This is a genomic window from Enterococcus sp. 12C11_DIV0727 (assembly GCF_002148425.2).
Lineage (GTDB): Bacteria > Bacillota > Bacilli > Lactobacillales > Enterococcaceae > Enterococcus_L > Enterococcus_L lemimoniae.
The window spans coordinates 3,196,571-3,216,952 of sequence record NZ_CP147248.1 but is presented as its reverse complement, the minus strand read 5'-3'; the positions used below and the strand labels follow the sequence as shown (position 1 = coordinate 3,216,952).

Annotated in this window: 15 protein-coding genes; all 15 read right to left on the bottom strand. The window is 34.6% G+C overall.

Annotated features, from left to right (window positions below):
* Nucleotides 1-107: 107 nt before the first annotated feature.
* Nucleotides 108-3,785: a pyruvate:ferredoxin (flavodoxin) oxidoreductase gene (gene nifJ, locus A5866_RS15315; RefSeq protein ID WP_086445578.1), complete on the bottom strand. Its 3,678-nt coding sequence runs from the start codon at nt 3,783-3,785 to the stop codon at nt 108-110.
* Between the two features lie 185 nt (nt 3,786-3,970).
* On the bottom strand, nt 3,971-4,987 hold the full coding sequence (locus A5866_RS15310) for a DUF3114 domain-containing protein (protein WP_086444913.1): 1,017 nt from the start codon (nt 4,985-4,987) through the stop codon (nt 3,971-3,973).
* A gap of 127 nt (nt 4,988-5,114) precedes the next feature.
* Nucleotides 5,115-5,423, bottom strand: coding sequence for an antibiotic biosynthesis monooxygenase family protein (locus A5866_RS15305; protein ID WP_086444914.1), 309 nt, complete (start codon nt 5,421-5,423; stop codon nt 5,115-5,117).
* Nucleotides 5,424-5,553: 130 nt separating this feature from the next.
* Nucleotides 5,554-6,894, bottom strand: coding sequence for a type I glutamate--ammonia ligase (glnA, locus tag A5866_RS15300; protein ID WP_086444915.1), 1,341 nt, complete (start codon nt 6,892-6,894; stop codon nt 5,554-5,556).
* 43 nt (nt 6,895-6,937) lie between these two features.
* The gene (locus A5866_RS15295; protein WP_086280397.1) at nt 6,938-7,321 is read right to left on the bottom strand and encodes a MerR family transcriptional regulator; all 384 of its coding nucleotides are present in this window, start codon (nt 7,319-7,321) and stop codon (nt 6,938-6,940) included.
* A 377-nt stretch (nt 7,322-7,698) separates the two neighbouring features.
* Nucleotides 7,699-9,012, bottom strand: coding sequence for a DUF6056 family protein (locus A5866_RS15290; protein ID WP_086444916.1), 1,314 nt, complete (start codon nt 9,010-9,012; stop codon nt 7,699-7,701).
* Nucleotides 9,013-9,120: 108 nt separating this feature from the next.
* Nucleotides 9,121-10,362 carry a GTPase HflX gene (hflX, locus tag A5866_RS15285; RefSeq protein ID WP_086444917.1) on the bottom strand — a complete coding sequence of 414 codons (1,242 nt, stop codon included), beginning with the start codon at nt 10,360-10,362 and terminating at the stop codon, nt 9,121-9,123.
* Between the two features lie 3 nt (nt 10,363-10,365).
* Nucleotides 10,366-11,286, bottom strand: a complete 921-nt coding sequence (miaA, locus tag A5866_RS15280; RefSeq protein WP_176271338.1) for a tRNA (adenosine(37)-N6)-dimethylallyltransferase MiaA — start codon at nt 11,284-11,286, stop codon at nt 10,366-10,368.
* A gap of 5 nt (nt 11,287-11,291) precedes the next feature.
* Nucleotides 11,292-12,032, bottom strand: coding sequence for a glycerophosphodiester phosphodiesterase (locus A5866_RS15275; protein WP_086444918.1), 741 nt, complete (start codon nt 12,030-12,032; stop codon nt 11,292-11,294).
* Nucleotides 12,033-12,181: 149 nt separating this feature from the next.
* On the bottom strand, nt 12,182-13,156 hold the full coding sequence (locus tag A5866_RS15270; RefSeq protein ID WP_086444919.1) for an NAD-dependent epimerase/dehydratase family protein: 975 nt from the start codon (nt 13,154-13,156) through the stop codon (nt 12,182-12,184).
* Nucleotides 13,157-13,180: 24 nt separating this feature from the next.
* Nucleotides 13,181-15,400, bottom strand: coding sequence for a DUF5776 domain-containing protein (locus A5866_RS15265; RefSeq protein ID WP_254907588.1), 2,220 nt, complete (start codon nt 15,398-15,400; stop codon nt 13,181-13,183).
* 56 nt (nt 15,401-15,456) lie between these two features.
* A complete protein-coding gene (locus tag A5866_RS15260; RefSeq protein WP_254907589.1) occupies nt 15,457-16,281 on the bottom strand; it encodes a LicD family protein in 825 nt (274 codons plus the stop codon).
* Between the two features lie 24 nt (nt 16,282-16,305).
* Nucleotides 16,306-17,682, bottom strand: coding sequence for an O-antigen ligase family protein (locus A5866_RS15255; protein ID WP_086444922.1), 1,377 nt, complete (start codon nt 17,680-17,682; stop codon nt 16,306-16,308).
* Nucleotides 17,648-18,811: a glycosyltransferase gene (locus A5866_RS15250; RefSeq protein WP_086444923.1), complete on the bottom strand. Its 1,164-nt coding sequence runs from the start codon at nt 18,809-18,811 to the stop codon at nt 17,648-17,650. The genes A5866_RS15255 and A5866_RS15250 overlap by 35 nt, the downstream gene beginning before the upstream one ends.
* Nucleotides 18,812-18,820: 9 nt before the next feature.
* Nucleotides 18,821-20,353, bottom strand: a complete 1,533-nt coding sequence (locus A5866_RS15245) for a transporter (protein WP_339099688.1) — start codon at nt 20,351-20,353, stop codon at nt 18,821-18,823.
* Nucleotides 20,354-20,382 lie beyond the last annotated feature (29 nt).

The window sequence follows — 20,382 nt, the reverse complement described above, 5'->3', positions numbered from 1 at the left end:
TTACTTGGTTACAGGATGAGCGCAATCGATAGAAAAATTTAACTAAAAAAAATGAAAGAATTAGACTTAGCTGCCTAAATTCTTCCATTCTAAATCAAATCCATTATTTATTCTTCTATTTTTCCGCGTTTTGCCGCACGCTCTGCTCTTCTCGCCGCTCTTTTTGCTTCAGCTTCCGGATCAGTTACGCGCTCTTTCTTCACGCGAGGTGCTTTTTCAGTAACGGATTCATCCGTTGTTTTTTCTAATTTTGCCCGAATTTTTTCCTCTTGACCAGCCATACGAGCATAATTGTAAAAACGATTTTTGGCATCATCGACCGTTTTCTCAAAAAGTTTACCTGCGAACGCTGGCTGTGTAGATTCTAATGAAGAAAAGCGAACTTGTTTGCGCATAAAACTTTGCATCTCTTCAAAATTCGGTTTTTTGTAGTCTAAAGTCATTGGATTTTTTCCTGATTCTCTCAACTCTGGATTATAGCGATATAAGGACCAATAACCAGAATGAACTGCTTCTTTTGCTTCTTCCAGAGTCTTACTCATACCACCGGCTAGGCCATGAGTGATACATGGTGTATAGGCGATGATAATTGATGGACCTGGGAACCGTTCTGCTTCTTCAAAAGCTTTGATAGTCTGCATTTGATTAGCACCTGAGGCAATTTGAGCTACATAGACATTCCCGTAAGTCATTGCCATCATTCCTAAGTCTTTTTTAGAAACATATTTCCCACTAGCCGAAAATTTAGCAATTGCAGATGCTGGTGTGGCTTTTGATGTCTGCCCACCTGTATTAGAATAGACTTCATTATCTAAAACAAGCATATTCACATCTGCCCCGCTAGCAAGCACATGATCGATCCCACCATAGCCAATATCATAAGCCCAGCCGTCTCCACCAATCATCCATTGACTGTTTTTTACAAATAAATCATTATCTGCATAGATTGCTTCTAATAAAGGTTGCCCAGTTTTTTCAGCAAGCAAAGCAGCTTTTAGTTTTGCTGCACGCTGTTGTGTTCCTTCACCTGTGTGCATATGATTGATCCAGTCTTCCATCAACAATTTCAATTCAGGTGAAACATCTTCCATGGCTTCACTCATCTTCATTGCTAAATGTTCACGACGTGTTTGACTGGCTAAAAGCATTCCATAACCAAATTCTGCATTATCCTCTAGCAATGAGTTAGACCAAGCTGGTCCTTGACCTGCATCATTGGTTGTATAAGGTGCGACTGGTGCCGCCCCACCCCAGATGGAAGAACAGCCGGTTGCGTTTGCAATCATCATGCGATCACCAAACATTTGAGTCAATAGTTTCACATAAGGTGTTTCACCACAACCAGAACAAGCACCCGAAAATTCTAATAAAGGTTTATTGAATTGTGTTCCTAAAACTGTGTTTGGTTTTGCTGGATTTTCTTTTTGTTTCAACGTCATAGAAAAGGCCCAGTTCATAGCTTGTTCTTTTTGTTCTTCGTATGGTTTCATGACTAGGGCTTTGCCTTTAGCTGGACAAGCATCCACACAAAGTCCACAGCCAGTACAGTCTTCCACAGAAACTTGAATGCGGTATTTCAAGCCATGTGCTCCACGCATTTCTCTAACAATATAGCCAGCTGGTGATTCTTCCATTTCTTCGTCATCTACTAAAAATGGTCGAATAGCCGCATGCGGACAAACAAATGCACATTCATTACACATCGTACAACGATCACTATTCCATTCCGGTACTTCAACAGCGATCCCGCGTTTTTCCACAGCCGTTGTTCCTAGTGGCATCCGTCCATCTGTCATATCATTTTTAATAAACGCACTAACAGCAAGTTCATTGCCTTCTTGACGATTGATCGGTTCTACGATTTCATGGACATAATCTGTTACGTTTGCTTGGCGAATTTTCGGTTTTACTTCAATCGTTTTCCAAGCAGTTGGAACCTCAACTTTATGCAACAGTTCCACAGTACGGTCAATGGCTTGAACATTTTTTTCGACAACAGACATCGATTTTCTAGCATAGCTTTTAAATGCTTCTTCTTTTAAGATCGGCAAGACTTCATCAAACGGCATGATATCTGCTAATTTGAAGAATGCCGTTTCCATTGCCGTATTGATCCGTCCACCTAAACCAACTTCACTTGCTAGTTTAACAGCATTGATCGTATAAAATTCAATCTCATTCTCAGCTAAATAACGTTTCAATTTAGTCGGTAAGAATCGTTCTAATTGTTCATCATTCCAAACGGTATTAAGTAAAAAAGTACCGCCTTTTTTCAAGCCTTTTACTAAATCATACGTATTTAAATACGCTGCTGTATGACACGCAACAAAATCGGCATGTTCAATCAAATAGGTTGAACGAATCGGTGTTTCACCAAAACGCAAGTGAGAGACGGTTAACCCACCTGATTTTTTAGAGTCGTAATAAAAGAAGCCTTGGGCATACTTATCAGTATGATCACCAATGATTTTGATTGCTGATTTATTTGCACCAACTGTCCCATCGGAGCCAAAGCCCCAGAATTTTGCTTGATACGTTTTAGGATTGGTTAAATCTAACGCTTCACCGCAATCAAGTGATGTATAAGTAACATCATCTACGATCCCGATCGTAAAACGAGATTTTGCTGCTTTTTTATCTTTTAATAACTCATCATAGATTGCAACGATTTGATTTGGTAAAACATCTTTTGAGCCTAGTCCATAACGTCCCCCAATAATCATTGGGCGCAGCTCTGATTCATACATCGCACTTTGAACATCTAAAAGTAAAGGCTCTCCGCCAGCTCCTGGTTCTTTGGTTCGATCCATTACACCGATTGCTTTAACTGTTTTAGGAATTTTCTCTAAAAAGTTTTCAATAGGAAACGGGCGATATAAGTGGATATTTAAGAAGCCGACTTTTCTGCCTTGTTTTGTTAAGTAATCAATTGTCTGTTCGATCGCTTGAGCCGCAGATCCCATTGAAACAATCACTTCTTCTGCATCTTCAGCTCCATAATATGTCACTAGATCGTAGTTTGTTCCTCTAAGTTCGTTGATTTCATTCATGTATTTTTTCACAATAGCTGGAATTTGTTCGTAATAGCTATTGATTGTTTCACGTTGTTGAAAATGGATATCTGGATTTTGGTTTGTACCACTAACTGAAGGATGATTTGGATTCATACTTCTACTGCGGAAGTTGGCTAATTTTTCTTGGTCTACTAATGGTGCTAGTTCGTCGTACTCCAATACTTCGATTTTTTGAATTTCATGACTTGTCCGAAACCCATCAAAGAAGTTGATAAAGGGAACGCTAGACTCCAGCGAAGCTAAATGAGCAACTGCAGATAAATCCATCACTTCTTGTACACTGCTTTCACTTAACATAGCAAAACCAGTCTGACGGGCCGCCATTACATCTCCATGATCACCAAAAATGTTTAAAGCATTGGTCGTCACAGCTCGGCTAGCAACATGAAAGACTGACGGCAACAGTTCACCGGCAATCTTATACATATTTGGAATCATCAATAGTAAACCTTGTGAAGCAGTATATGTAGTCGTTAACGCACCCGTTTTTAGTGATCCATGGACAACGCCAGCAGCACCTGCTTCTGATTGCATTTCCACGATTTTAACAGGTTGTCCAAAAATATTTTGTTTGCCTTCTGCTGACCACTGATCAACAAGTTCAGCCATTGTTGAGCTGGGTGTAATTGGATAAATAGCGGCTAATTCAGTAAACGCATAGGAGATGTATGCGGCTGCTGTATTTCCATCCATCGTCTTCATTTTTCTCATTATAATCGTCATCATCCTTCTATCTAAAAGTAGAATAGTTGCACGCATATTCTTCTCCATTATAACGGAAGCCGTTCAAATTTAAAACAGTTTGTGAAAATATTTCACAAACTTATTTATTATTTAGCTTTCTCTCTTTAGTTTAAAAAGATTTTTTGTGAAAAATAAAAGATTGGATTCTAACCTTAACGTTTATTCCTTGTTCTTTTTTGATACTTCAATCCTTTTTCTGATAATCTTCTAACTAGCTGGTAAAACCAATCATCTATCGGTGAGAGCCAATCTTGTTTCAGTTCATTTCGCTTAGTTGTGTCAAAATATCTTGGCGGTTTTCCATCAAGTTTATCGTGTGTCTGATATTGATCTAGCCCCGGTCGTTCTCCGTAGTTAAACGATTCGCCATTGACGATCGCACTTTCAAGTTGAGCTTTTGATTTTATTTGTTTAGTCCATTGACTTAAGAGTCGGCCTTGCTCATCCATGATAAACTCACTATGATAATCTGTAGATAAAATTTTGCGGTAAAAACCATGATTTCTGATTTTCTTGATTAAACCTTTTTTAGCTAAGCTTCTTCTTCCTTTTGTAAGATCATCTATCATGATATCACTGCCTAAATGGGCCCGATTATGATATTGAGGATCCGCATACAGCCAGTTATCCCCAAGAATCATTTTGATGGCTGTTTCATCATTTTTCAAACCATGTCTGACTTTATAGTTTTCCACATACTGAACATTAGATTTATCTAGTTGATTTCTGAACTGATGGATTTTTGTTTCTTTTGCGTATTTCTTTTTGAGTGCTATTTTTGATAATTTTTTATCTGTCGAAGCAATGAACAGACCGTTCGGATAAGCACACTGAACAGCCTTGGCATAGCTATCTAAAAAAGGTGCCCCTGGCGGCATTTGATCACAAAAATTATATTCTGAAGCTGTAAATTGCAAATCACCTAATTCATCTTGATAGCCACCCAAATGGTTAATCACTAACATTACTTTGACATGAGCCGAAAGCTGACTTTGATCGAACATTTCTGTATAGAGCTCAGAACCAATTAAAAAAATTGCTTGATCAGCTTCTAATGCATTTACTTCTCTTTTTTTTATGTAGATAGCAAGAGCAGCATCATCCCAGCCTTGTTGCTGAACGTTTTCTATTTTTTTAAGAGTCATCGAAGAGAATTTTGAATCCTGCATATCTTTTCTCCTTATCGTTCATTTGAATTCTACTATACCCGCTTTTTGATTAAAATCACATTTATTTGAACAATTCAGGAATATAAAAAAAACCAAAACAATTTTTTGTTTCAGGTTCCTACTATTTTTAAGCCGAAACTTCATAGCTTTTTCTCGTTTTTTCTAAAACAATGGACGACTTGGTCTCTTTGTTTTTATGTGCATCACGATGTTCCTGCAAGTGTTCTGGGCGTTTTAGCCAATTTTGAAAATCTTTTTTACTTTCCCATTTGGAAACTAACATAAACTCACAGGTATCCTTATCCTCCGAAAACCAACATTCACTTGATAAACAACCAGGAAATTCTAGCATCGAAGCAACATCTTTACTTGTTTTGCCTTCAAATCTTTCTCTACCCTCTTTTTTTATTACAAATGCAACAGTTTGAACAATCATGAGTTTCTCTCCTTTTCAAGTTTAATTGATAATGATTCTCATTTATAATTATAGCACACTTTTTTGACTTTAACTGATTGATCTCTATAAAAAAGCGGCTAAACCAATTTCTGGTTTAGCCACTCAATGATTAATACAGCTCTAAATATTGTTCTCTTTCCCATTCAGAAACGGTTTGACGGAAAGCAGCCCACTCCATGCGTTTGGCTTCAACAAAGTTTACAAAAATATGTTCTCCTAATGCATTGACCATTATGTCATCTTTGCGTAATTCTTTAATAGCATTATGCAGTGTTGAAGGTAAATCATGAATTTGTGCTTCTTTTCGCTCTTCCTCATTCATCACATAAATGTTACGATCCACAGCCTTTGGGGGTTCGATCTCATTTCTGATACCATCTAACCCCGCTTGTAACAAAGTTGCCATCGTTAAATATGGATTTGCTGAAGGATCAACTGAACGTAATTCTAAACGAGTTGAAAGTCCACGTGATTCTGGAACACGTACTAGTGGTGAACGATTACGCCCGCTCCAAGCAACATATACTGGCGCTTCGTAACCAGGTACCAAACGTTTATAAGAATTGACGGTTGGATTACAAACTGCTGTATAAGCGCGTGCGTGTTTCAACAATCCACCAAGGAAATGATATGCAGTTTGACTTAGTTGCATTGGACCATTTTCATCAAAGAAAACATTTTCGTTTCCTTTGAATAATGACATGTTGCAATGCATGCCTGAACCATTGATTCCATATAAAGGTTTTGGCATGAATGTTGCGTGTAGTCCATGTTTTCTAGCGATTGTTTTAACCACTAATTTAAACGTTTGAATATTGTCACACGCTTCAACAACATCTGTATATTTAAAATCGATCTCGTGTTGCCCCGGTGCTACTTCATGATGAGACGCTTCCACTTCAAAGCCTAAGCTTTCTAGCTCAAGAACGATATCTCTACGGCAATTTTCGCCAAGATCGGTTGGGGCAAAGTCGAAGTAACCGCCTCGATCATTTAAATCTGTTGTGATTTTCCCATCATCATCTAATTTGAACAAGAAAAATTCTGGTTCAGGTCCAAGATTAAATGAAGTAAAACCAAGTTCTTCCATATCTGCAAGTGCTCGTTTTAAATTTCCACGAGGATCTCCTGCAAACGGAGCGCCACTCGGATTATAAATATCACAAATCAGACGTGCAACCTTCCCGTGATCACTTTCCCATGGAAAAATCATCCATGTTGATACGTCTGGATACAGATACATGTCACTCTCTTCAATTCTCACAAAACCTTCAATAGAAGACCCATCAAACATCATTTTGTTACTTAATACTTTGTCTAATTGGCTCACTGGAACTTCCACATTTTTGATTGTTCCCATAATATCTGTAAACATTAATCGTAAAAATCGAACATTCTCTTCTTTGGCAATTCGTTTGATATCTTCTACTGTGTTTTGTTTCGTTGTCATATTATTCCTTCACGTCCTTCATTTTTTGTATGAATCTCAACTATTACAATTTTGGTCCTCTGGATTGGAATGGATTTTGTTGAGTAAGTCCACCTTGAGAAATAAGTTCGTCATATAAAATTTTCCGAACATCTTCATCCGTTAGCGGTTTGGTTGATTCTTGCGCATGCATTTGTTCTTCCAACTTCATTTCATAGACGCGTTTGATCCCTGCCATGTTTAGACCATCTGATAAATAATCTTTGATTTCCAATAAGACATCAATATCATTTAGTGAATACATGCGACGGTTTCCTTCGCTTCTTTCTGGATGAATCAAATCCTGCTCTTCATAATATCGGATTTGACGTGCTGATAAATCAGTCAATTTCATGACTGTACCAATTGGAAAAACCGACATTGATCTTCTCAGTTCCTTCTCTCTCATATCCACCCCCCTCTCTTTGTTTAAATGTGTAACAGGCTCGTTCAATTTCGATCGAAAAATAAGAAAATAGGTTTAAGGCGCTTTTTCCCACAGACTGATTTTCTCTTTTTTTCACGAAGCTAGCCTACTTAGCTAATAGATTAGATATAGGATAGCAAGACTTTTTTCTATTGTCAATGATTTATGTTAGGTTTTCTGACATAAAACTAAAAAAACACAGTAAATCCTTTATAATAAGTCTTTTTCATCTAATTTGTATTAAAATAAAAGAAAGTAAGGTAAAAGTAAAAAATACTTTTGCCTTACCTTCTGAAACCATAGATAAATGTTTCTTCCTTAAGTACCATTTTTCACCAAGTGATAGACTAACTGTTCATTCACCTTAAAAAAAGCACTGAAAATAAGTTTATCCCCGGTATAAAACAAGCGTAAAACAATAGTTGTTTATTTTTATTTTCCTCATTGACCGCTCTAAATTGCTGATAAAGTAGAAATAGAATAATCAGTAGAAAAACTGAGGAACACATAAACACTCTAGCACCAGATGCATACATCGTTGGTGAAAACCACATTAACATCGAGGATAATAATGAGGCGCTATAACTTAACCCTATAAAAACCTTTTGCTTCGCAATTGATAAAGAAAATCCAATAACCAAAGCAAAGAATCCAGTCCACAATAGATAAGGTAAGATTGCACCTATAACAGTCCCATTCAGAATGTTGCCTGACTTCAATTGGCCAATCCAGCCACTTTCATTTATAAGTTTAAAATTAGTTAATTTATTAGGAAAATTATACAGTAGCAGCCCTAAAACCACAGTATATCCTGTAGTGATTTTAGCTAGCAGTTTTGAAGAATCGATAAAAAGGGAAATCACCAGTATAACGATAAACAGCAATAACAATTTCGTCTGCCAACCTTCAAACAACCATGAACTACCTCGTAAAATTCTAGAAGACAGAGATAACTCTTTGAAATCAGGCATCCACATCCCGATTTCCTGCTGCATCCTCCCCTTATTTCCAGGCGCTAGAAACATAAAACTAAACCCGGTAACAAAAAATGCCGTTGGGATATATAGAAAATAATTTTCCTTTCTCTTCATGACCAACATAGTGCCATGATAAATCAAAACAACACCAATAACACATGCTATCAACTGTTCATTTGAAAAAGAGAAAATAAAGGCTGGAACTAAATATAACCAGATAGCTGTTTTTTTATTTCTAAAAAAACTATCTGCATAAGGAATCATAGCAAATAAACCTAACGCTAACGGCCAAAGATAATTAATAGCTCCTGTAATCCAAAAAATTGAATCCTTCATGACCAAAATATTCATAAATCCAAGTGATAAAAAAGCCACTAAAAAATTCTTTCGATTAATAGTTCCTACAACTATTCGGACGAGAGAATAGCTATATAGCAGCCAAGCACAAGCACTGATTAAATGATGGACAATTAGAGGAACTAAAAATATCAGATACAACATCGCTTCTGGAAACAGTCGTGCAGACCAATGATAGTAGCGCCATTGAAGAAATCCTAAAAAACTATACTCTCTAGGTACTGTCATAAACCAACCGTCATCTGAACTCAAATCTACATCGAAATTTGAAAGATATATAACTGCCAAAACAAACAAGCCAACATAAAACACATAATTATTTTTTATAAACTTTTGCAAATCAAAATACCGCCTTAAACTTATCATTTTCTGTTTAGTGTATCATTCCATAATAAAAAAAACCATACTAAGTTATGAAGTTTATTAGTCTTGAATACTTCCAAGCATTTATTCTTCCAACGCTCTTACCCACTTAGAATTTTTTTTAGCAAACCCTTTAACATGATACGCATTTTCAGCTTCTTCAAACGTTTCTGATAAAAGCAATGTATGACGAGTCATTTCACTTAGCTGCTGTCCTTGACTTGAAGGGATTTCAAACTCATATGGTACTAACAATTCCATCATCATCTCTCTAACAGCCCTTGTCAGTTGTTCTTTTCCTAAAGTACTTTTGGCTGAAACTAAGACATTAGGGAACAACGTTGGAACAAAATCAGCATCATCAATTTGATCACTCTTATTGTAAACCGTCAAAACAGGAACTTTTTCTAACGCTAAATCATTCAGTAATGCAACAACTGTTTGTTCATGCTGTAAACGATCCTCTGCACTTGCGTCAACGACATGCAGTAACAGATCCATATTACGGCTTTCTTCCAAGGTTGATTGAAACGCTTCGATCAACTGTGTTGGCAGATCTTGAATAAATCCAACGGTATCTGTTAAGGTTACGATCATTCCCTGGGGAAGTTGCCATTTTTTCGTTAGAGGATCCAACGTTGCGAATAATTGATCTTCTGAGTAGGCGCCAGCTGTTGTCAGCAGGTTTAAAATGGTTGATTTCCCTGCATTTGTATAGCCAATCAAACCAATTTGAAAAATATCAGATGCTTGACGTTTTTGTCGGCTTCGCTCCCGATGGGCTGTCACTTCTTTTAGTTCACGTTTGATTGCGATGATTTTATTGCGAATATGTCGACGATCTGATTCGAGTTTCGTTTCCCCAGGACCTCTTGTACCGATTCCACCACCAAGTCGAGACAATTGTTTCCCTTGCCCAATCAATCGTGGCAGCAAATAATTTAACTGAGCTAACTCAACTTGTAATTTGCCTTCTTTCGAACGGGCCCGCATCGCAAAAATATCTAAAATCAGCTGGACTCGATCGATTACTTTTATGCCTACAGCTTCAACGATCAACTGATTTTGTCTTGGTGTCAACTCATGATTAAAAATGACAATATCTGCTTCATATGCATCAATCAGTTGAACGAGTTCTTCTACTTTTCCTTTACCGATCACGGTCTGTGAGTCTACCCGAGGTCGTTTTTGGGTTAATGAAAATACGACTTCGCCTTGTGCGGTCTTCGTTAAATTTTTTAATTCTTTCATGGACGCTTCGAATCGCGTATAATTTCCTTCTGTTTCAACGCCAACCAAAATGACCTTTTCTGCTATTTTATCCATTTTTTATCCTTCCGAAGATTCCAGCCAGGCGACTATTTCTTTTTCTAATTCTAAAATAGTTTCAGGTGCTTGCACCAAATCCCACCAGCTAGTCTTCATGCGATTTCTAAACCAAGTCAGTTGTCTTTTCGCATATCTTCTTGAATTTTGCTTAACTTGTTCCGTTACTTGTTCTAACGTTTCTTCTCCTGCAAAATAAGGAAAAAACTCTTTATACCCAATTCCTTGAATCGATTGCTGAGGTTGGTTTTTATATAATAATTCCGCCTCCTCCAGCAAACCTTGATGAAGCATTAAATCAACTCGTGCGTTGATTCTATCATATAGATGCGCTCGATCCGTTTCTAATCCAATCAGATAATAATCATACAAGCGTTCAGGTTTTTCCTTAGGTGCCAAAATACTATGCCCCGTTTTATCAAAGACTTCTAACGCTCGGATAACTTTTTTCTGATTATTAAAATGGATCGTTTCAGCAGCTAGCTCATCTTTTTCTTTCAATACTTCCCATAAACGCTGATTCCCGTATGTTTCAGCCAACTGTTGATATTTTTCACGGATTTCTGTCGATTCATCTTTAGCACCTAACTCAAAGTCATATAATAGTGCTTGGATATAAAGCCCTGTACCGCCCACAACGATTGGCAACTTACCTTTTGCAGTAATCGTATCGATGGCTTGACGACCTTCCTTCTGAAAATCTGCCACAGAGTATGTCTCAGTTAATTCTCTACAATCAATCAGATGGTGGACAATCCCAGCTCGCTCTTCTTCTGTTACTTTGGCTGTCCCTATATTTAAATGTTTGTAAACCTGCATCGAATCTCCACTGATTATTTCTCCATTTAAACTTTTTGCTAATTTTATACTTAGAGCCGTTTTCCCAACAGCAGTTGGCCCTACAATAACTAATACTTTTTTCAATTTGTTCATCCCTTATTTTCTATCGATTGACGAATTTGTAATGCTTTTTCTGGATAATCAGTATGGATTCCAGCCAAGCTATGACTAAAGCACAGCTTCATTTGTTCTTCCTGATTGACAGTCCAAGGACGAATCGCTTTTGGAAAATCAATTAGATCATCTATATGTTTCAATACCCAATCGATTTTGGGATGTATCCCTTCGATAAAGGCGGATTGTAATGCACGTTTTGCATCTGCATCAGAAATTTCAAAGACTGAAGCAATTTTTTTATTTTTTTCTATTACCCAGACTTTTTCCAGACTTTCAAAATGAAAGCTTGAATACATATAGTCAAAGGGCCAATTCTGATTTTTCATGAGCTGAACAATCATTTGTTCAATCCCTTCATAATGTATCTTATCTGTTTTGATTTCAATATTCAACAAACCTGTAAAGTTTTCTTGTTTAAGTAAATTTACTACTTCCTCTAAAGTTGGAATTTCTTGAAACATCGGATTTTCTTTAAACCAGCCACCGGCATCAAGCTGTTTCAGCTTTGCCAATGTTAGCTGGGCAATTGCTCCATGTCCATTCGTAGTGCGATCAACGGTCTCATCATGGATTACGATCAGATGATGATCTTTTGATAACTGAACATCTAATTCAATGCCGTCAGATCCAACGTGAACAGCTTCTTTAAACGCGGCTAAAGTATTTTCTGGATGCGTTCCTTTACTGCCACGATGGGCGATTATTTGAGTCATACGTATACCTCCAATCGAAATCATTGTATCATTCATAGGAACGAGTATCAAACAATTAAATAATTTTTAACGGCTCTAAAATAACTCTAAAAAAACAGACGAGAATTACTCATCTCGCCTGTTTCACTGTTCTATTTAATTAGTTAAACCTATTTCTTCGAATCTTCTCCGTTAAGGTTATTAAGTTCATAAGAAACGTATTTTTCAAGTCCAGTTTTAACTGTATAGTTAGGTTCGTACCCTATTTCTGTTACTTTAGAAATATCCGCAAGGGAATGTTTAATATCTCCAGAACGTTCATCTTCATAACAAATTGGTAAATTAATACCTAAAAAGTTATCTACAATAGAAACTAGTTCGTTCAAATTGATTGCCTTGCCAGTACCAATATTATACACTTCTCCTAATGAATCTTGTGAAGTTGCAATAAGGTCTAATGCTTGAATGACATCTTCAATAAACACAAAATCTCTCGACTGTGTTCCATCTCCAAATACAGTAAAATCTATAGCTTCTTTATTTAATAACTTTTTGTAGCGATCCATCATAATTGAAATAACACCAGAGTAAGGTGACTCAGGATTTTGTTTAGGACCATAAACATTAAAGAAACGTACAGCACTTGTTGGAACACCATATAAATGATAGTAATCAACCACATATTTTTCTGCTGCAAACTTATCGATTGCATAAGGTGTCAATGGTCTAATAACAGATTCTTCTTGTTTTGGTAAGGTGGGTTCATCTCCATAAACAGCAGCAGATGAAGCAAATAATAAGCGTTTTAATTCAAATTGATTATTTTTTACTAATTCTAACAATTGGAAAACACTATCAAAGTTTATTTGGTGTGTTTCTAACGGGCGTGCTACTGAATCTGCTACACTTGCAATTGCAGCTAAATGAAAAATATAATCAAACTGGGTCTTGCTTAGTACTTTTTCCATCAATTCACGATCCGTTACACTACCTTCTATAAAACAAAGATTAGCAGATGAATCTAAATTACTTATACTCCCCATTGACAAGTCATCAATGACAGTAACTTTATGTTCTTTGCTATAAAAATTTGCTAAGGTAGAGCCAATAAATCCAGCACCACCAGTGATTAGAATGCGTTTCATTTAATATACCTCTTTTTTAATCTATTACGCCACCAATGTAACGTATATTTTTTTTGCTGTAATATAACCATGGCTCGTTTTTAATCTAGATATCCCTGTATCTGAGTATTCTATTCCAATAACATCAATAACTTGATTTTTTGAAAGAGATCCAGCTTTTTCTTTAAAATTCACATCATTATAAAAATAATCATTTCCGTTCAACTTAACTTTTTTCACGTTTTCTGTGAAATACTCATTTATATTATCAGCTACTTTTATAACATATTTTTTATTGGCTGTAATTAACCCTTTTTCCAGTTTTAATCGAGGATAGCCATTGCTTGAATATTCTATGCCATTTACATCTATCATTGTTTGTTTTTTCATTTTACCTAATTTTGTAGTAAAATCTGCATCTTGATAATAAAAATCATCTCCACGAAGTACTACTTTACTAGGATTTTCAGAGAAATAATCTGAGAAATTATCCACAATTTGAATAGCATACTTTTTATTAGCCGTAATATAGCCTTTAGTTGTTTTAAATCTTGGAATCCCATTAGTTGAATATTCTATACCTGAAACTTCTATTTGTTCATTGGCATTAGCTGTTTCATTTCTTTTAGTAAAATCTACATCTGCAAAATAAAAGTCGTTCCCTTTTAAGACAACTCTTTTTGAGGCTGTTACAAAATAATCATTTATATTGTCAGCTACTCTAGTAACATATCTTTTATTTGCAGTTAGATAGCCATTCACTGTCTTTAAACGAGGAATCCCGCTATCGGAATACTCTATACCTACAACATCAATTACTTTATTCCTACTTTCTTTCGTTAAGCGATTATTAAAGTTAACATCTGAATAATAAAAATCATCACCGCGTAAAATAATTTTTGTTGGATTTTCTGTAAAGTAATTATGTAGTTCACTAGAAACTTTTACAGCATATTTTTTATTTGCAGTTATGTATCCATTTACTGTTTTTAGACGTGGAACACCTGAACTTGAATATTCAATAGCCAAAACATCTATAGGCGTATTACTTGAGACTGAGCCAACTTTATTCTTAAAATCTGTATCAGAATAATAAAAATCGTTGCCACGTAAAATAACTTTTGCGGGATTCTCAGTAAAATATTGACTGTAATCAATACCAGTGCTTCCATAAAATGAAGAGTAGGCTACTGACATATCAAAAGGGCGTTGTTGATAGTTAGCTAATTTTGGAAAGTACATTTGTGATGACCATTGCCATGCCCCATGATCATTATTCCAAGTCATATCCGCGGTTGGTGTATAAGGATATTGTGCAACCCAAACTCGACTTTTTTCAAATTCATTCGTATTGATATAACCATTTGTTATCCACCATTTCCCAACATACAAAGCATCATTTGAATACCCTAGCTCCTTTAATCGTCGATTAAAAACTAAAGAATTATTATGTGCATTTCTTCCGAAATCAGTTAAATCTGGCGCTTCTGCATCATTAATCATTATTGTATTACTTGGTAAACCAAAACTTTTAGCTGCATTAACAAAATAAGTTGCTTCTGCACGTGCTTCTGCTTCTGATCTGTATCGACTAAAGTGATAGGCAAATACTTGTAATCCAGCAGCCTTAGCATTCGCAATTTGTCCCATTGCGTAATCGTTAATATACCCTGTACCTTCAGACAGTTTAACGGCAACTGCAATAACCCCATAACTCCGAATTGTTTGAAATTCTGCAACTGATATGTTTCCGTTATGACTTGATACGTCAATAAATGTTTTTCCTGGAAGATTCATATTATCTGCGAAAACATCATCAGGTGCTACGCTTCTTTTGCTTCTAGAAGAAGGATCTTTAAAAGCAAACTCTCCTTTTTGATGATTATTTTCATTCGTTATTACTTCTCTTGTCTCTTCAGTTTCTGAAGTCATATCAGAAGATTGGCTTGTAGGTTCTACACTTTCTTGAGTTGATTCTTCATGACTTTCACTAGAAGAGCTTTCCATGGTCGAATCATATTGACTTTCAGTCTCAGCTTTGTATGAACTCTCATCTACTATTTTATCTTTTTGGTTCCTACTTTCACTCTCTGCGCTAGCAACTGTCTGTCCGCTCAGGCTAAGAGCCGACAGAAATAGACAATTAATTAATATTATTCGCTTCATCTTTTCTTTCCCTTCAATATTTTCTGATTGTATTTTCTTATTACTATTGTAGAGCATATTAGTCGCTATTATTAACAGCAATAGAATAACTGCTGACATGATATTGTTACTACCGAAAAAATCAAACTTCTCAGTTCGCTTTATTCCACTTATGGTTACTTGTAATAAGCTTTATATAAATGATTTGACTGCTGCTCATCAATTGGTGGTAACTTCATATAGTCGCCATAACAAAGGGATAAAAAATCATCAAAATTTTTAATTGTTTGAAATCTATATCCTTCAAATTCAATCTCTATAAAATCAGAAAACCAAGCTGTCGGAAATACACCACGCTTAAACAAAATATATTCTAGATGCCCACACTTCTGACTTGATTCGATCGGGTATCTTAATGAAGAGTCATCATATTTTTTTCTCCAATAATTGAAATTACCTTGTTTCAACAATTTCATTTGGCGAGGTTTTCTCATTACTCTTTTAACCAGACTTTTCCATTTCGTAAATGAACGTGCATAGGTATTACCTAAAGTATCCATAAAATTAACTCTGTACATTTCCATTTCATTCCCATATTCTTCAATCAAGGCTGGATCATTTGGTAAACCATCCAGAGGGAATATATCTACAAAAATACCTAAATCGGGATCTTCACCATTATAATATTGTGAAGAAACCAATTTTGTATCTTTATCTACTAGCTTAGAAAACGTATAACGATAATTTTCTCTAGTTAAAGGATTTAAAAGTAGATAGTCATCCTTTTTTGACAAGATCTCAATTAATTTATCATAGTCAGGTCTCAACATAACTATATCAATATCATCATCCCAAGGAATAAATCCCTTATGACGCACAGCACCTAGTAACGTTCCATAAAAAATAGCATAGTTTAAATCATTTTCTTTACAAATTTTATCAATATAGATAAGTATATCTAGTGCTATTTGCTTTACTTGCTTCAATTCTAAGCTTTCCATTTTATTTTCCTCCATCATTTTTGTCTATCTTTTATTTAAAAAGCCACTTAGTCTTCCTAAACATAACCAAAAGATAAATGCTCCAACCGTATTAACTAAAATGATTTCATTGACAAAAAATCCTGAAATCCCTAGTGAGATAATTGCTAATGTATACGGTAAAAAATACGAAGAGTTCAGATCATCGTTTGTAAAAAGCTCTTTTACAACATAAAATGCCTTTTGAATAAAGAAAGTAAACATAGAGAGTGCCCCTAGAACTCCCGTTGAAACTAAAATATTTAGATAAGTATTATGAGCAACAAATTTTCTTTGTGCGATAAATGTATTTGGTAATACTTCAGTGGCATATGCAACTAAATTTCTGGGAGATGTTCCAAAAAGCCAAGTTGTTTTAAAGGTCTCAAATGCACTCTTCCAAATCGAAAATCTCATATTAGAAATATCGGAGTTACTTTGTACATCGTCTCTCATTAAACTAATTCTATTTTCACTAATGTTTTTTGGTGTTCCTAAAAGAACTGGTAACTTTTCTAGCAAAAGTTTAAATGCTGTTACACCAAAAAAGATTATTGCACAAGCGATGGTCGAGACTACGATAGACACTATAACTTTAAGAAAAATATTTTTAATACCCATTTTTTTATTTTTCATCAAGAAAATAAATGCAGCCATAAAAAATACTGTATAGCTTGTCAGTAAGCCTGCTCTTGATCCAGATAAAATAATATATGCAACCTGTAAAAGAACACTGAAGATCAAGAATAGTTGAATAACTAGTGTTGTCGCTTTTTTTTCAATAAGATAGTATATAGAAAAAATAATTGCAATTAGCGCCATCACAGCTCCGTAGTTGGGATCTCCGAAAACACCAAAAAGTCTTGATTCTAAGAAGCCAATTCTAAGTCTATCTAAGACACCATCCCCATAGCGAACAAATCCGAATTGGATAAAATACATAACTATAGAAATCAAACTCATCAAAAATAACCAAACAATCAGTATACGCTCTATTATTGAATAGAAGAAAGTTAATTCAACATTTTGTTTTGAAAACTCATAAACGTTAAAAATTAAAATTGCATTCCAAGCTAACAACTTTAAGTTACTTCCTAGCCCATATTTCATATTGACAATACTTGATAGTAAAAAAATAAGTAAAAAAGCGATTAACAATCGATTATATTCTATTGTTTCTTTATTTTTTATTTTTAATAAGAAGTCACTGCAGATAAACATAACTCCAATGAAGGCTAAAACTGAAAATACTAAACTATCAATCTTAGATGGTAGCAAACTATAAGCGTTGACTGAGCGAACTAATAATGCAATAAAATATATAAACAAATATATTACTCTATAGTGATTAATCTTGTTCAGTTTTTCTAAGGTGTATTCCATTTTTTTCTCCTCTGTTTTCAATTAAAGTTAACCATTGATTTAGGATCTTATCAAGTCTAAAGTCCTCAGCTCGTTCCAATGATAATTGTTGATATTCTTGTCTTAATGATGTATTTTTTATTAATCTTTCTATTTCTAAAGCCATCTTTTCGTCATCCATTCTAGGTACCAAGATACCATACTTACCATTACCTAAGATTTCTTTTGCTCCACTATGATCAAAAGAAACAATAGGTAATCCACATGACATAGCCTCTAAAAATACTAGCGGCAAAGCTTCAAATCTTGATGTTGAGATAAAAATGGAACTATTCAAGTAGTGATTTATTAATTCTTGACCTTTCTTTGGCCCTACAAAATGAATATTATTCTCAGTGTTTTCTTTATCTAATAATTTCTGAAATAACTGCAATTGATTATCTCTTGAATTTGCGGCAAGCTCAATCGACCATTTTTTTGGTAAACGGTTTGCAACCTTGACCAAAACATCTAAACCTTTAGTCTTGATATCTAATCTAGTCACAAAGGAAATAGTATCTGTAGTTAAATCTGAGACTTCTTCATTTTCAAATGATACAGGATTATAGATGATTTCTACATTATCATTGTATTGAGTAAATTTTTCATAATCTTGTTTCGTTAAACAGACTATTGTATCAGAACATCTAATACCATCAATAAAAGCTTTCGGATATCTTTTTGTTAAAATGTTAAAACTATGTTCTACTGATTCATGCATCCAAGAAACAACTGGAATATCAGGAAATCTTTCTTTTAAAGCCTTAGCAAAAAGGGTTGCAGAGTTAAATGAATTTAAAATAACAAAATCAATTTTTTTCTCACTTATTAGATTACTCAAATAAGAAATTTCTGCCTTCACATATTTATCTGGTGTAAATTCTCCTGAATTCCTTAGTAACTCCCAGGCCTTCTTAGCTTTCTCAATTACTCCATTTCTCTTTTTCTTATAGAAGAATAAAGATTCTTCTGGAATATCTAAATAATTTCCTTCGAAGCGAAAGCTATAATAATAGACATTATGGTACCTACTTAATTCCTTACCGATCCTAGATGCCACCATATTGGCGCCACCATACCCAAATGATGGACCAACAATACAAATATTCATAAAAATATCCTACCTTCTTCTTAGAAACAAACGTTTTATTATACCCAATAAGTATAGCCACTCTTCATTTGTTCTATATCTTAACATAAATAAAACTAATCCAATAATTACAGCCAAAAAGGCTTTAACAAAAATACCAATCAAACCAGTTATTAAGATAAATTTTTGCAGATAAACTACAATTCCAATTACAAACAGTAAAAATAATAAATACGAGAAAAACAATTGAATAAATATCTTCATAGAAGCTTTTAATCCATATTTAAATATTACGTATGCTTCATACCACATAACATAACATAATGATGAAACGATTGTACCAATCAATACACCGTTTATCCCCAAATGAAAAACATTTAAAAGAATTAAAGATAGTACTAAATTAATTAATGCTTCAATTACTGCCTTCCATCTCTGATTCCAATACAAACCAAATGCATCAATAAATACAAAACTAGTATTTCTAAACATTTGTATAATCAAGTTAAAAATAATTAAACCACTCGTAACCATTGATAATAAGTACTTATCTCCTAACCACCAGTGAATAAAGGAATTAAGAACAGCCGACAATACGATTGTAGAAAAATATATCAATGTATAGTTAACAAACAAATGTTGCTTAAATAAGCTTAAAAGTTTTTTTCTATCCCCTTCTACAACATAATTTCCTACACTGGCAGTAATTGAATTTGTCACTTGCTTGCATAAGTTTTGTACACTATTGACAATCATTAAATAATTTGAATATAGACCAACTGATGCAAGGCCAACAAAATATGAAATCATTATGTTATCTGTTCCCATAACAACAACCCCACCAATTTTAGAACTCAAATTACCAATAACATTCTTTTTAATTTGAGTTTTAGTCTCAGTGGAAAGTATAGCCTTTTCTTGCTCTTTCAAATAAGGATAGTCTTTAGAAACTTTAAGTGAAATACTAATATTGCTAGCAAGTGTAAAAATGATTTGAATCAATAAATACAAAATAAAGTTTTGATAAAAATACAGTGATACAATTTGCACAATATTAGTAATCACTACAAATATAAAATCATTAATATTTACTATGTAAGATCTTTGATCCGCAATAATTAATGATCGCTTATAGGTAAAAAAGTAACTTAAAACTGAATTTGACAGAAAAAGAAGGTAAATCAGCGTAATATTCCCTAAATGATCCGTTGTATTAACCATGTTATGTAAAAATGGAACTACAGCCATCCCAGCCACAGCAACAATCAGGCCAATCCAATTATAAGCTTTTTCGTACAATTTCATTAGAGCTTTAATCTGCGGTTTGTCTTCTATCGCTAACGGTTTATATAATGAATAGATAATAGAAGTTCCAATACCTAACTCAGCTAAGGAAAGTAAGCTAAGAATATTAGAGAACAGTCCGTTTAGCCCCAAATATTCAACACCTAAATACCTAATAAAATAAGTCCGTGTAATAAATTGAATCAGCAATTTCAATACAAATATTACTGTTGAAATAGATGAATTTAACACCGAATATTCCATACGACTTTTCTTCATCAAGTTCTTTCCCTTCTAAACGTATAATT